Source organism: Actinomyces dentalis DSM 19115, assembly GCF_000429225.1.
GTDB lineage: Bacteria > Actinomycetota > Actinomycetes > Actinomycetales > Actinomycetaceae > Actinomyces > Actinomyces dentalis.
Map to the genome: position 1 here is coordinate 36,409 of NZ_KE386864.1, position 15,131 is coordinate 51,539.

The 15,131-nt window shown below is 74.9% G+C and carries 6 protein-coding genes; all 6 read right to left on the reverse strand.

The genetic code is table 11. The features are described 5' to 3' along the window. Window positions 1–243 precede the first annotated feature (243 nt). Window positions 244–1,491, reverse strand: coding sequence for a Fic family protein (locus G446_RS18120; RefSeq protein ID WP_169721299.1), 1,248 nt, complete (start codon window positions 1,489–1,491; stop codon window positions 244–246). 145 nt (window positions 1,492–1,636) lie between these two features. Continuing rightward, entirely contained in the window at window positions 1,637–3,310 is a 1,674-nt protein-coding gene (locus G446_RS0113565; protein WP_034470822.1) for a serine/threonine-protein kinase, read from the reverse strand. Continuing rightward, window positions 3,310–6,687: a transglutaminase TgpA family protein gene (locus tag G446_RS21390; RefSeq protein WP_051286022.1), complete on the reverse strand. Its 3,378-nt coding sequence runs from the start codon at window positions 6,685–6,687 to the stop codon at window positions 3,310–3,312. Before G446_RS21390 ends, G446_RS0113565 begins: the two co-directional genes overlap by 1 nt. Beyond that, window positions 6,684–7,976, reverse strand: a complete 1,293-nt coding sequence (locus G446_RS0113575; RefSeq protein WP_051286023.1) for a DUF58 domain-containing protein — start codon at window positions 7,974–7,976, stop codon at window positions 6,684–6,686. The genes G446_RS21390 and G446_RS0113575 overlap by 4 nt, the downstream gene beginning before the upstream one ends. Continuing rightward, window positions 7,973–8,938, reverse strand: a complete 966-nt coding sequence (locus G446_RS0113580; protein ID WP_026410534.1) for an AAA family ATPase — start codon at window positions 8,936–8,938, stop codon at window positions 7,973–7,975. The genes G446_RS0113575 and G446_RS0113580 overlap by 4 nt, the downstream gene beginning before the upstream one ends. A gap of 59 nt (window positions 8,939–8,997) precedes the next feature. Further along, window positions 8,998–14,805 carry an Ig-like domain-containing protein gene (locus G446_RS18130; protein WP_051286024.1) on the reverse strand — a complete coding sequence of 1,936 codons (5,808 nt, stop codon included), beginning with the start codon at window positions 14,803–14,805 and terminating at the stop codon, window positions 8,998–9,000. Window positions 14,806–15,131: the final 326 nt, after the last annotated feature.

The following is a 15,131-nucleotide window of genomic DNA, read 5'->3' on the forward strand; positions in this document are numbered from 1 at the left end:
GACGAGGACCAAACGGCGCCGGACCGCGATCCTCATCCTGGTGGCCCTCATCCTGGGCTACCCGGCCTACAAGTCCGGTGTATTCGCGAGAGTGGGAGTCGACGTGAAGCAGGTTGCCCGCACGGCGCAGTGGTCGGCATCCGAGAGGGGGACGGTATTCAGACCGGGGACGAAGATTGATCCAACATATATCGGCTCTTCAGGTCTGGGACTCTTCGCATTCGAAGGCATGGCAGGCGGGGCCTATCGCCGAGTCGGGTTGCTCTCAGCTGGTCTTCGAGGCGCCCGGCGCGCACCTTTCACCCTCCGTTCCGAGGCCCTCGTCATCATCACGCTCTGGCACGAATCCTGACGAGAAAGGCTCACTGCTCGCGCCGGGGCGGCAGGAAGGCGGCCATGATCTCGATGCGGGGTCGCACCCCCCCGGCCGCGCCGCTTCTCCACCAGTCCCATACTCTCAAGCGCATTGATATCGCGGGAAATCGTTTTGGACGTCTTGCCTCGATAAGCATCATTGATGTCTTTGCTGAGCATGACGATGTCATTGGGAGCAGTCCACTCACCCGGGGGCAGGAGGAGGACGACGTCGCGCATCCGCATCCTGGCGGGCGTGTGCTGCCCGTGGAACCGCTCATGGACGTACGACTGCCACATAATGGTCATCTGCATGTTCCGCACCTTCTGAAGCTGCTCCCGCAGGCCGTCGACGAGCCCCTCGGTCGCATAGTGGACGAAGTCCTCCATGGGATAGCCGTCGGCGCGGCTCGTGCGCTCCAGAATCGCGTAGTAGTGATCGCGAGTCTTATTGTAGTGGTCCGACAGAAGATGCGCGGCCGGCACAGGAATACTCGCGCGGAGGAGAATCTCGAACTCCAGCAGCCGCGAGATGCGCCCATTGCCATCGCCGAAGGGATGGATCCAGGCCAGGTGCAGGTGGGCCAGGGCCGCCAGCACGAAGACCCGGGGGTCGCGCAGCACGTCGTCGCTCCCGCCCAGGTCCTCCAACTCGCCATTGAGCCAGTCGCACAGCCTGCGGACCAGGTAGTCGCAGTCCTCCGACGGCGCCCCCCGGTAACGACCGACGACGACGTCATGAGTGCGGAACTCGCCGGGGACCACGCCCTCCTTCTCGGGCTGGCCGACCATGAGGCGGGCGTGCTGCTCCTTGAGACGCTCGGGGCTCAGCGGCGCGGGATGGCCCTCCAGGCAGTCGCGGGCGATGTCATTGAACAGGTCCACGATGTTCTCGATCTCCTGCTTCTGGTAGGCCCGAGACGGAGGGATCCTGGACTCGCCCCGCACGATGGCCCGCACATCCTCCTCACTCAGGCTGTTGCCCTCGATGCCGGCGGTCCCGTGCGCGCCCCGCTCCAGGCTGACCTGATTGAGCTCCTCGGCGAACTCCGGGGGCATGGCCGAGCCGGCCAGGTGCTCGCACTTCGCGGCCGCCTCCCCCAGCAGAGCCCAGGTTGCGGGACTCAGCCTGTCCATCTTGAAACCCAACGTGATCCACGGATGAGTACTGAGATACCGCCTGTCGCCGTCGGCATTCATGATTATGACCCCGATTTTTGTCCATGCGGATGTCCACCGGTTGCGACCGGGGCGCCGTCCCTCGTGACGGCGGTGCAGCCCCTCACGGGACCTGGACGCACTCGCGCACCGGGTCCGCGGCCCGCCCCCCGGAGGCGACCGCCACCACCTCGATGCAGTTCTCCCCGGGCACCGCCACCACCTTCACGGAGTTGAGGTTCGTGCGGTCCGTGCGCTCCTCCTGCCCGGGGCGCTCCACGGTGTAGATGTAGGACTCGGCCGCCGGATGCGCCGTCGCGTCCGCCCCCGCACCGCCCGTCCCCGGCGCGTCCGACCCCGCGCCGCCCGTCCCCGGCGCGGCTCCCGCACTGCTCGTCCCGCCGTCCCCCGCGGCGTCGGCCCCATCGACCCACGTCCACACGACGTCCTCGCCGTCGACCCGCCCCGTCAGGGCCGACACCGGCAGCGGCAGGACGTCGACCGCCTCCCCCGGCTGCTCGCCGGTCGCCCCGCCCCCGGTCGCCGGCGCCAGGCTCGTGGTCCGCCCGCCGTTGGTGAGCATGGCGATGACGAGCCCGGCCGCCGCCACCGCGCCCACCACGCTGAGGGCCACCACCCCCAGCGGGTGGATACGGCGCCCGCGGGGGCCGGTCGGCTCCACGGGCTCGCCGGTCGAGGCCTCCGGGATTCTCGGCTGCTCCCAGTCGTCGGCGCTCGGCTTGGGCACCTCGTTCTGGAAGTTCTGGAAGTCGTAGGAGGGCGCCCGCATCCGGGTCCGCTCGGGGTCGACCGACGGGCGCGCGCGCCGCCGGGTTCCCGCGGGGGCCGCCGGGCGGGAACCACGCTGGCGGGTCTTGACGGCGGCGCCCGACCCGTCCGCCGCGGGCAGCACGGGCTCGGCGGCCAGGCCTCCCGGCTCGATGCTCATGGCCGTGACCGGCCGGCCCATGATCCGCTGGATGCCCTGGAGATCCTCGCCCAGGCGCAGGGCCGAGCCGGTGCGCTCCAGCGGGTCCAGGGCCATGGCCGCCCGCAGGACCCCCTCGAGCTGGGCGGGGGCGTCCGGCCGGCCCAGCCCCCGCAGCCGCCCGGAGCGCACCCGGTGGGCGACGGCGAGCGCGCCGTTGTCCCCCAGCGGGTCCTCGAAGGGGCTGCGCCCCGTCAGCAGGGTCCACGTCGTGGCCGCGAGCGCCCACACGTCCTGCGTGGGGTGGGCATGGGTGCGGGCGTCCTGCTGCTCCGGCGGCGCCCACAGGACCGAGAAGCCGTCCAGCCGCCCGGGCTCGAGCTCGCCGATGGGGGCGGCCACGCCGAAGTCCGCCAGGACGGGCCGCCCGTAGGCGTCCAGCATGATGTTGGAGGGCTTGATGTCGCGGTGGACGAGTCCCGCCCGGTGCAGCGCCTCGACCCCGCCGCACACGCGGATGATCAGGTCCAGGGTCCGGTCCACGGCCATGGGGCGGGCCCGCGCCTGCTCGCCGATGTCCGCCACGGGGCAGTACTCCATGATGAGGTAGGGGCGCCCGTCCGCGGTGGTTCCGGCGCCGTGGAGCTCGATGACGGCCGGGTGGCCGGCGACGGCGGCCGTCGCGTCGGCCTCGCGGTGCATCTCGTCGACGCTCCCGCTCTCCGTGGGGTCGCGCACCACCTTGACGGCCACGTCCCGGGCCGGCAGGGACTGGCGGTACAGGTGCACGTCGGCGAAGCCGCCGGAGCCGAGCGCGCGCACCCAGGTCAGGCCCTCGATCTCGGGCGGGGGCGCGATCCTGTGGACCATCAGTCGTCCTTCCTTCCGCTGTCCTTCCCCCCGCGGCGGCGGGAGGCCCGACGGCGGCGGCGCCGGGCGCGCAGCGAGCGCGGGGACAGGGTCCGGCGCGCGCGGGCGAGCGGTCCGGTCGAGCGCCGCACCCCCCGTCGCAGCGCGTCCACCTCCGTCCAGGCGGTGCGGGCCTCCTCGGGCGTGGTGGCCCCCTCGGCGAAGCTGGCGACGTCGGCGCGCCGGGCGATGGAGACGACGACGGGGACGGCCTCGTCAGGGTCCGACCAGCCGGTCACGGGTCGGCGCGGCGCCGCGGCGCCCGGGGCCGGGTTCGTTTCCGGGGCCGAGGCTGGGGCCGGGACTGGCGCCGGTTCCGGGGCGGGGGCCGACGCCGGGGCAGGAGCCGGCGAAGAGACCGGAATCGACGCCGGAGCGGGAATCGACGCCGGAGAGAGCGCCGGGGCAGGAGCCGGAGAAACGGGGGCCGTCTCAGGCGTGGAAGCCGACAACGAAGCAACAGCCGTCTCCGGAGTAGGAGCCGACAGCGAGACCGGAACCGACGCCGGGGCGGGAGCCGGAGAAGAGACCGGGGCCGTTTCCGGAGTGGAAGCCGACATCGAAACCGGGGCCGTTTCCGGAGTGGGGGCCGACAGCGAGGCGACGGCCGTCTCCGGGGTGGGAGCCGACAACGAGACCGGAACCGACGCCGGCGTAGGAGCCGACAACGAGGCGACGGCCGTCTCCGGGGTGGGGGCCGACAGCGAGACTGGGGCCGACGCCGGGGGCGGCGCCGGAATCGATGCCGGAGCGGGGGCGGGGAACGACCTCGGGGCGAAGGACGGAGGCGCCTCGGGGTTCGTCCCCGGCACCTGCGCTGGCGCAGCGTCCGTTCTCGGCGGCGGACCGGCCTCTTGCGGCGGGCCAGCCTCCGACGCCGGGGGCGGCACCGAGCCGATCTCCGGGGTCGGGCCGGCTTCCGACGTCGGACTGGCCTTGAATGGCGAGCCGGCTCCCGGCGGCAGGACGGTTTCCGATGGCGAATTGACCTTCGGGACCGGAACCGGACCGGCCTCCTCGGCCGGGCCCTTCCCCGCCGCCGGACCGGCCTTCGCCTCCGCCGCCGGACCGGCCTTCGCCTCCGCCGCCGGAGCGAACTCGTCGGCGAGCATCCAGGCGGCCTCCTGGCGGGTGAGGTGGACGGGGACGTCGATGCCGGCGTCGGTCGCCAGGTCGACGACCTCGTCCCACGATCCGGTCAGGGCGCGGGCGGGCTCGGCCCGGCGCCGTCGGCGCCGTCGCAGAGCCTTGGCCGCGACGATGAGAACGACCGGCCCTACGAGCAGCAGCAGGCCGGCGCCGACCGCGCCGATGATCCCCCAGGGCAAGGACCGGCCCTCGTCGTTCTGCTGACCGGCCGGCTTGTCCGACGTCGAGGGGGGCAGTTCGATGGGGGCGTCGGGCGGTTCGGGGGGCTGGAGGACCTGGGGCTGGGGCACGGATCGCGGCTTGGTGACCTCGGTCTGCGGGGTCTGGTCGTAGGGCGGGGTCGGGTCGAAGGTCTGCCAGCCGACGCCGTCGAACTCGACCTCGACCCACGCGTGCACGTCGCCGCCGTGCAGGGTGGCGCTCTGGCCGCCGCCCGGCGGGTAGAGCCCCATGACGACGCGGGCGTTGACGCCCAGGGAGTGCAGCATGAGGGCCATGAGGGCCGCGTACTGCTCGTCGTCGCCGATGAGCTGGTCGGCCTCGAGCATGCGCTGGAGGCGGTCGCTGCGGTGGCCGGGCCGGGAGGCCGCGGTGTCCTCGTTGGAGTAGTAGCCGTTGGTCGTCAGGTAGCGCTCGATGGCGCGGGCCCGTCCGAGGGGGGTCTGCTCGGATCCGGCGACGCGGGTGGCCAGGTCGGACACGGCCTGGGGCACGTGGCGGTCCTCGCCCCTGGGCGGGGGCGCGTCGACTCCCTGGAGTTGGCCGTCGGACCAGTCGGGCGTGACCATGGTGTCCAGGCTGTAGGTCATGGAGGCGGTGGGGCCGGTGGTGAGCAGGGCCTGGGCCCAGCGGTCCAGGTGCAGCCCGTCCTGCTGGGCGGCGGCGTCGCCCCCGGTGAAGGTCAGGGCGGTGACGGCGCCGGTGGTGGGGACCCACGGGCCGAGCAGCCCGGAGGAGCTGATGGTCATCTGGGCCGCGGCGGAGCCGTCGGGCACGTCGAAGGCGGGCATTCTGGTGCCGACGCTCAGGTAGCCGTCGCCGGGGTGGGTGCCGGCCGGGCTCATGGTGAAGGTGGTGCCGTCGTAGACGTCCATGGCGGCCAGGCGGAGCCGGGCCCCCTCCGGCAGGCCGGCGACCTGGACGAGGGTCGTCTCCTCCAGGTCCGAGGTGTAGTGGCGGAAGGCGGCCAGCGGCGAGGGGTACTGGCGGGCGTCCAGCGGCGGGGTGATCAGGTCGCGCCCCACGACCCGCTGCCACGGTCCGAGCCCGGTGGTGGCGGCCAAGCCGGTGCCCCCGGCCAGGGCCAGCGTGAGGGCGGCGACGACGATCCGCCGGCCGGTGCGCGCGACGGCGCGGGAGGCCCCGCGCGTGGCGGTGCGGGTCATGGTCAGGCCCACCGCGGTGCGCCCGACGCGGATGTCCTCGCCGGACTCCAGGCTCATGCGGCTGCCGATCCAGGCCCACCACGCCAGCACGGCGGCGAACCAGGCGACGGCGGGCCACACGGCGGGGCGCACGCCGGTCGGCCCGAAGGCGATGCCCAGGGCGCCCAGGAGCATGATGGGCGCGGTGCCCAGCATGGGGCGGCGCGCGCGCACGGTGAGCAGGCCCGCCGCCAGGGAGCACAGGAGCCCGGACAGCCAGGGCATGACCGCCGGGCCGACGTAGGCGGAGGCCAGCGGCATGAGAGTCAGCAGGTCCTTCCAGGACCGGACCGTCTGGATGACGAGGGTCTGGATGGTCAGCGCCGTGGGCACGACGCCGTGCGCGGTCGTCGTGGGCAGGGCGGCCGCCCCGCCGCCCAGCAGGTGGGCGGCGAGCACCGCCGCGAGCGTGGACAGCGCGTCCCAGCGCCACCGGGTGCTGGCCGCGGCGATGAGCAGGCCGACGGCGCATCCGGCGCCCGCGGCCCGCAGGCCCGCGCCGTCGCCGAAGACGGGCTCGTGGAGGAGGACCATCGGGACCAGGAGGGCGGCGACGACGAGGAGGCGCCACAGGGCGGGCCGGGGCGGGCCGACGGGCGGGGGCGGGGCGGACCCGCCACTCCCCCGGGCCGGGGCGGACCCGGCGCGGCGGTCGGACCCGGCGCCCCGGGAGCCAGCGCCCCGGGCGGGGCCGGTGCGCCTCGGGGCGGTGTCCTCCGGCCCCCTGCGGCGGGGGGCGGTGTCCTCGGATCGGCGCGGGCTCATGAGGCCGTTCCCGCCAGGAGCAGCAGGTGGGGCAGGTCCTCCACCGAGGGGCAGTCCACGAGGCTGCCCCGCTCCACGCTCAGGCGCCTGCGCACCGCGCCCGTGCGGATCCTCAGGACCCCGGCGGCGACGTCGGGGCCCGCGGGGGCCAGCAGGCGGGCGGCCTCCTCGTCGTCGGTGTCGGGGCCGACGACGACGGTGAGGGCGGACAGGTCGGGGTGCTCGGCCACCGCCCGGCGGACCACGTCGGCCAGGGGGTCCGCGCCGGCGTCGTCGGGCTCGAGCTCGGCCAGGGCGTCCATGAGGCCGACGGGGGCGGAGGTGGGCAGCCAGCCGGCGCGCCCGCGCAGCCACACGGTGCGCGAGCGGGTCATGTCCGCCAGGGCGAGGGAGGCGGCCACGGACACGGCCGTCTCGAAGTCGTCGCGCGGCCAGGCCCCGCTGCGGGTGTCCAGGACGAGCAGGTGGTGGGAACGGCGGGTCTCCTCGAACTGGCGCACGACGAGCCTGCCCAGGCGGGCGGAGGAGGCCCAGTGGACGTGGCGGCGGTCGTCGCCGGGCTCGTAGTCGCGCAGCGCGTGGAAGGCCACGTCGGAGGAGGACAGCTTGGCGGTGACCACGCCCTCGACGTCGAGCTGGAAGCCGGTGGCCTCGAAGGGGACGCGGACGGTGCGCGGGTGCACGTGGAGGGTCTCGGGGTTGTCCCAGGTGCTCACGCGGCGCACCAGGCCCAGGGCGTCGGCGCGCACCGCGTGGGCGGGGCCGATGCGGATCAGGCCGCGGCGGCGGGTGACCACGGAGAAGACCTCGTTCCAGGTCTCGTGGCCCGCCAGGGGCGGCACGAGGATCTGGCCGGCGCCGGCGCCGATGGGCAGCTCGATCACGCCGGCGCCGGCGCGCCGGGCGCGCCGGTTGGTCACCGCGATCTCGCCGATCGCCGTCTGCCCGGCGACCACCCGGCGGTTGGACAGGTGCAGCGCCACCGCGTGGGGGCTGGGGACGGCCACCTGGACCAGCGCCGCCAGGAGGACGACGGCGCAGCACCAGGCGATCGCGCCGGCCTCGACCCACCCGGCCGTCGCGGCGACCAGGGCGGCGACGGCCCCCGTGACCAGGGCGGCCCGGCCCGCCGGGGTCAGGATCCGCAGCGGCCCGGCCGCCCGGCCCAGCGCGCCCCCCATCCGGCGGGCGGAGGCCGCGGCGCGCGGGCCGATCCCGGCCCGGGCCCCGTCCGCGCGGGCGCCCCGGGCCCGCGGGCCGTCTGGCGGGGGCGGACCGGCCGTGCTCATGCGTCCGCGGCGGGGGCCGGCACGGAGGTCAGGGCGCGGGCGACGACGCCCTCGGCGGTGGCGCCGGAGAAGGCGGCGTCGGGGTCGACGACGACCCGGTGCACCCACACCGGACCGGCCAGGGCCTTGACGTCGTCGGGCAGGACGAAGTTGCGCCCCTGGGCGGCCGCCCACACCCGGGCGCAGCGCACCATGGCGATGGCCCCGCGCGTGGACACGCCCAGGCGGGCGGAGTCGTCCTCGCGGGTCGCCTCGGCCAGGGCCGCCACGTAGTCGAGCACGGACCTGTCGGTGTGGTTGCGCGCGGCCAGGGCGGACAGGGCCGTGAGCTGCTCGGCGGTGACGACGGGGCGCACCAGGCGCGAGCGGTTGGGGGCGGCGGCGCCCTCCAGGACGTCGATCATGGCGGCGCGGGCCGGGTAGCCGATGGAGGTCTTCATGAGGAAGCGGTCGAGCTGGGCCTCGGGCAGGGGGTAGGTGCCGGCCTGCTCGATGGGGTTCTGGGTGGCGATGACGATGAAGGGGCGCGGGGCCGGGTGGGTGACCCCGCCGACCGTCACCTGCGACTCCTCCATGACCTCCAGCAGCGCCGACTGGGTCTTGGGGCTGGCCCGGTTGACCTCGTCGGCCAGGACGACCTGGGCGAACACGGGGCCGGCCTGGAAGACCCAGTCCCCCGTCTTCTGGTCGTAGATGCTCACCCCCGTGATGTCGGACGGCAGCAGGTCCGGGGTGAACTGGATGCGCGACTGCGTGCCGTCGATGACGGCGGCCATGGCCCGGGCCAGGGCGGTCTTGCCGGTGCCCGGGGCGTCCTCCAGCAGGAGGTGCCCGTCGGAGAGCATGGTGGTCAGGGCCAGGCGGATCGTGGACTCCTTGCCCAGCAGCGCGACGGCGATGCCGTCGACGAGAGCGGCGAAGGTGCGGGCGAAGCGGGTCGCGTCCTCGGGGCTGATGGGCATGTGCGTGGTTCCTCGGAGTCGGTGGGGCGGGATGCGGGGGCGGGCGGGGCCGCCGGCGGTCAGGGGCCGGTGCAGGTCACCAGCTCGGCGGTGTGCGCCTCGAGCGCGCCCTGGGTGGTGTAGCCGACGGCGATCCCCGAGGGCACGGGGCTCGCATTGGTCAGGGTCACGGCGGGGGCGGTCAGGGGCCGGTTCGGGTTGGCGGGGTCCGTCAGGTCGCTGGCGACGGTGCAGGTCATCGACCCCAGGGACGCCGGCCAGGACTGCGCCGTCAGGGAGTAGGTGCGGCAGCCCGCCGCGTACCCGGCCTCCTTGCCCGTGCAGTCGGCCAGGGTCAGGGAGACCCGCGGCAGGGTGGCGGCCGTGGCGGTGGCGGACGCGGTCCCGGCGGCGTTGGTGAGTGTGACCGTGATCGTGTGATCGGCGCCGGGGGTCAGGCCGGTCGCCGTCGTCGAGCCGTTCTCGGGCTGGCCGGTGGCGACCTCGCGCCCGTCGACCGTGACGGTGGCGGTGGCCGCGGGGTCGGCGGCCCGGGGCACGGACCAGGAGACGGTCAGGCCCGTGGCGGTGGCCCCGGACACGGCGAGGCTCGGCTGGGCGGGCGCGATGGCGCGGACATCGACGCCGAGCGCCGGGGAGGTGACGCACTCGCCCGCGTCGGTGCACGCCGTGACGGTGACGTCGGCCCTGCCCCCGGCGGGCAGGGGGATGGTCAGGTCGGCGGCCCCGGCGCCGGGGTCGACGGACGCGCTGGCGCCCCCGGCGCTGAGCGTGGCGGAGGTGAAGGTCCGCCCGCCCGCGTCGCCCAGCACCCAGGTGACGTGGAGGCCCGCCTGGGTGGCGGTGACGCCGGTGACGGTGGCGCCGGTGACGGTGGGGGCCTGCGGCGGGCCGACGGGCGTGACCTGGGTGGCGGGCGAGGGCGGCGAGTCGCCGCCGGCGTTGTGGGCGGTGACGGTGACGCTGTAGGTCTGCCCGTTGACCAGGCCCTCGAAGGTCGCCGAGCGGGCCGAGGCGCCCGCCTCCCGGCTCGGCCCGCCGACCAGGGAGACGGTGTAACCGGTGATGGGCGAGCCCTCGTTCGCCGGCTCCTGCCAGGAGACCTTGATCTGTCCCGAGTCGCCCGGGGCGGCGGCGGGGGCCGCCGGGGCCTCGGGGGAGGCGTCGACGAGGACGGGGGCGGAGGGCGCCGAGGCGGGCGAGTCGCCGACGTCGTTGTGGGCCACGACGCTGAAGGCGTGCTCGACGCCGTTGGCCAGGCCGGTCAGCTCGCAAGAGGACACGGCGCAGGAGTGGGCCAGGCCCGTGCTCGTGTCGGTCAGGGTGTAGCCGGTGATGGGGGCGCCGTTGTCCGACCCCGGCTGGAAGGTGACGAGGGCGCTCCCGGCGCCGGTGGCGGACACGTGCACATCGGTGGGGGCGTCGGGCCGGTCGCGCACAATGAGCCTGACGGTGCCCTCGACGACGCGGTCGGCGTCCCCGGTGGCGTCCATGACCCGGTAGACGACGGTCATCTGGCCGTGGAAGCCCGCGGCGGGGGTGATGTTGAGGGTGGTGCCCTGCGGGTCGACCGTGCCCCGGCCCACCTGCACGGAGGTGGCGGTGATGCGCAGCGGGGTGGAGGGGAAGGGGTTGATCGTGTACCGGGTGATGTCGACGGCCTCGGTGACGCCGGCCCCGGCGGCCTCGACGACGGCCTCGGAGACCTGGGTCAGCGGCCTGGTCGAGGTCACGATGGTGATGGGGACCTGCGCCTGGACCGCGCCGGAGCCGTCGTCGACGGAGACCGTCAGCGAGCCCGCCGGGCCCTTCTTGTCGGTGGCGGCCTTGACGGACAGGACGTGCCCGTTCAGGGTGGCGGTCACGCCGTCGGGGACGCCGGAGACGGCGTAGCCGAAGGCGGCCGGGTCGGCGCCGTCGGGGTCGCGGACCATGAGGGCCAGGTCCTGGGTGACCGCGTCCTCCCCGACGGCGACCCGGATGGGCGTGGGCTTGAGGGTGGGCGGGGTGTTGCGGGCGGTGTCGACCCGCAGGGGCAGGGTGAGGGTCGCCGACAGCGCCGAGTCGTCGTCGGCGGCGCCGTCGCGCGCCGTGAAGGACACCGAGGCCCGCCCCGAGTAGTCGGCGGACACGTGGAAGGCGATGTGGGTCTCGTCGGTCAGGGAGATGCCCGGGTCCACGCCGGTGGAGGCCGTCAGGGTGGCCGGGTCGGTGATGCGGGGGGTGCGCCCGGAGCGGGTGAGCACGTAGTCGCGCACGTCGAGCACGACGTCCTCCCCGGAGCGCACGGTCACCGGGACGCGGGTGGAGTCCAGGACGGGGCCGGTCAGGTCGGTCCCGGGCACGGACACGACGGCGGAGGCGCTCAGCCCGTCGGCGTCGGTGACGGTGTAGACCACCAGGCGGCGCCGCTCGGCGGGGGTGATGAGCAGCTGGTCGCCGGACACGGACACCCCCTCGCCGCGGGCGGAGACCGTCAGCCCGGAGCGGTCCGCGTCCGGGTCCTCGTCATTGGCCAGGACGTCCACGCGCACGTCGCCGGTCTCGGGCAGGTCGGCCAGGGCCACGGTGTCGTCGCGGGCGAGGGGCGCCTGGAGGGGGGCGTCGGCGTCGACGTTGACGGTCAGGGAGCCGCGGGCGACGCCCCCGCGCGAGTCGGAGATGCCGTAGGAGACGAGGTAGGAGCCCTCCCGGGCGGGCGTGTGCAGCGAGACGTAGGGGCTGGAGGCGGTGGGCTCCAGGGAGTCGTCGGCGACCTCGAGCGAGTCGGGCATCAGGGTGATGGGGTCGCCGTCGGCGTCCAGGTCGTTGCGGGTGACATTGACCGACAGGCGCCGGTCGGGCCGGGTGCGCACGACGTCGTTCTGGGCGACGGGCGCCTGGTTGTACTCGCTGGGCGGGGCCACCCCCACGCGCACGCGGGCCACCGCCTGCTTGCCCTGGCGGTCCTCGACGATGTAGGTGAACACGTCGGTCCCGCCCGAGCCGGTGGTCGCCGGGGTGTACTCCAGCCACTCGGTGCCCAGCTCGACCGTGCCCCGGGCCGGGGACTGCTCGATGCCCACCAGCGTCACCGAGTCGCCGTCGGGGTCGATGCCGCTCAGCGGCACGGGTATGCGGGTGGTCTCCCCGCTGACGGCCCAGGCGGTCAGGGCCTGCGGCCGGGGCGCGGCGTTGGCCTGCCCGGAGGCCACGACCTCGAAGGTGACGGTGGAGGTGGCCGAGTTCCCGGCGGAGTCGCGGACGGTGTAGGCCACCTGGAGCGTGCCGGGGCTCGACCCGGCCTCCAGGCGCACCAGGTTGCCGGTGACGAAGGGCGTGCCGACGTCGCCGTCGGAGGTGTAGACGAGCTCGGGGTCCACGGTGAGGTTCAGTCCCGCCGGGGAGACGTCGTTGCTCAGGACGTCGACCCCGCCGACGTCGCCGACGCGGACCCTGGCCGAGTCCGGCTGGAGCTGGGGCGGGCGCTTGTCGTCCTCGGCGGGGGCCGGCACGACGGTGACGCGGGCGGTGGCGCTGGCCTGGCCGTTGGAGACCGTGTAGGGCACCGAGACGGGGGCGTCGAGACCTGCCGGGGCGCTCACGCGCAGCAGGTGGCGGTCCAGGAGGGTGACCTCCAGGTCGTCGGGGACCTCGATGCTCTGCACCACGAGCACCCCGCCGGCCGGGTCGGAGTCGTTGGCCAGGGGGGCCACGAGCGTCGACCCGCCGGCGGGCAGGACGCCCAGGTCGTCCTCGGCCACGGGCACGGCCTGGGAGTCCACGGGGACGACGTCGACCCTGATGACGCCCAGGGTGGTGGACGGCCCGTCGGAGACGGTGTAGGTGAACTGGTAGGAGCCGGGCACCGACGAGGAGAAGGAGACGGTGCCCAGGGACAGGTCCGGGGTCAGGGCGGTGCCCTCCGGGGCGACCGACAGGGCCACCAGGCTCAGGGAGTCGCCGTTGGCGTCGGTGTCGTTGGCCAGGGGCTCGAGGGTGAGCGGCTCGCCGCTGCGGGCCACGTAGAAGTCGGCGTTGGCGGTGGGCGGGATGTTGCCGGCGTCGCGCACGTCGACGGTCAGGGTCCCGGTGGTGGGCTCGCTGCCGTCGGAGACGACGACGGTGACGGTCCTGGGCCCGGGCCCGCCGCCCAGGTCGTGCAGCGAGACGGTGCCGTCCTCGTTGGAGCGCACCTCCAGGCCCTCGGAGCCGGTGGCGGACACGAGGTAGATCTGGTCGCCGTCGGGGTCGATCCAGTCGGTCAGGACGTTGTAGTCGATCTGGGCGTTGGCGCCCAGCTTGATCGCGGGGTCGCGCAGCTGGGAGGGGCCCTCGTTCTGGCCCCAGGGGTGGACGGTGACGGTGACGGTGGCGGTGTCGACGGCCCGCCCGTCCGAGGCCTCGTAGGTGAAGGTGGTCGAGCCGGTGCGGTCGTCCTCGACGCCGGTGAGCTGGAGGGCGCGCCCGCCGCGGGTGGCGGCGACGGCGCCGAAGCCCGGCTCGGAGGTGGCGGCGGCGGTCAGGACGTCGCCGTCGGGGTCGGAGTCGTTCTGGAGCACGGGCAGGGTGGCGGTGCGCCCGGGCCGCACGCCGAAGGAGTCGTCGACGGCGTCGGGCGGGGTGTTCTCCTCGTTGCGCTCGGGGTCGGCGATCTCGTCGGTGGTGTCCGGGGAGTCCTCGAGGTTCTCCTGCTCGGTGAGCTGCTTGTCGACCTCGTCCCAGTTGTCCATGAGGACCATGTTCTCGTCGGGCAGCCACACCGCGCCCGAGCCGGTGCTGTTGAGGATGATGCGGGTCCGGTTGGTGCGGAAGACGATGTCGGGGCCGGCGGCGGCGAGCGTGTCCACCGTCATGTCGGTGGAGGCGGAGGCGTCGTCGCACACGCGCCGGTAGGCGCCCGAGCCGGACCAGGCGGCGTAGTCGCAGCCCCGGTGGCGCACGGGGGGCGCGGGCGTGCCGGAGTCGCCGCCGGAGGTCGCCTGGACGGAGGTGACATCCCCGCCGTCCAGGGGCACGGACAGCAGGGCGGTGGGCGTGGCGATGAGGACGGCGTCGGCGTCGGGGCCGGGCGCCTGGAGGACCGCGCCGGCGCCCACGCCCTGGGCGCGCAGGTCGCGCACGGAGCCGTCGGGCAGGACGAGGGTGCCGGCGTCGGCGTCCAGGGCCACGGGCCTGTCGCCGACGGCGGTCAGGGTCAGGGAGGCGGTCTGCGGCAGGCCGGTGATCGCCGTGGACTCGGCCGTGTCGACGCGCCCGCCCGGCTTCACGACGACGAAGCGGCCCGCGGCGGCGGACACGGCCATGACCGCGCCGTCGGTGGAGGCGGTCACGGCCCCGCCGTCCATGTCGGTGGCCACGGCGCCGGCGGGGGTGAAGGCCGTGGAGGCGGGCGCGGAGGCGGAGGCGACCCACAGGTCGCCCTCGTCGGGGTCGAGCACGCCGACGCGATCGCCGCCCTGGACGGCCACGGCAGTGTCGGGCAGGGAGACGGCGGCGCCCACGGAGACCTCGGCGACGGCGATGGGGGCGACGGAGCCGGCGACGAGGTCGGACAGGGTGACGGTCTCGCCGGCCTGGCCGATGTCGAAGTCGGCGGTGTCGGTGCGCAGCGCGGAGTCCAGGGTGCGCGAGTCGTAGTTGAGGTGGCCCACCAGCTGGCGGGACTCGTTGGTGACCCAGATGCCGCCGTCGTCGACGTCGACCTCCGCGGTGGGCATGCCCCGGTAGGCCACGGCCAGGCCGGAGACGATGAGGGAGACGACGATGACCGCGATGGCGGGCAGGCGCCGGGCCAGGCGCCGCACCGCGCGGGGGCGGGAGGGCCCGGTCGCGCGGGGGCCGGAGGACCCGGGGGCGGCCTTCGCGCGGGACCTGGAGGCGGTCATGGTCACCTTCCTCACGGCTTCGAGGCCGGCGTGCTCGGGGGGCGGGACGAGTATGCGGCCATCATCGTTCACCGGGGCGGCGCGGGTCCAGTCGGGCACGGGCGGGACAGGGGCTCGACGTCGTCGCCGAGTGCGTCAACCGCAGGTCCGGTCGGGCGCGGGCGGGACAGGGTCCGGGCGGCGCGGGCCGGGCGAGCCGGCGCCGCAGTCCGCGAGATCGCCGGGTAACCGCCGAGCACGTCACTTGACCCGCGAGATCGCCGGGTAACCCGCGAGAACGTCTGCTAGAGGTACGTGCTCGCGAGTCAAGTGACGTGCTCGCGGCC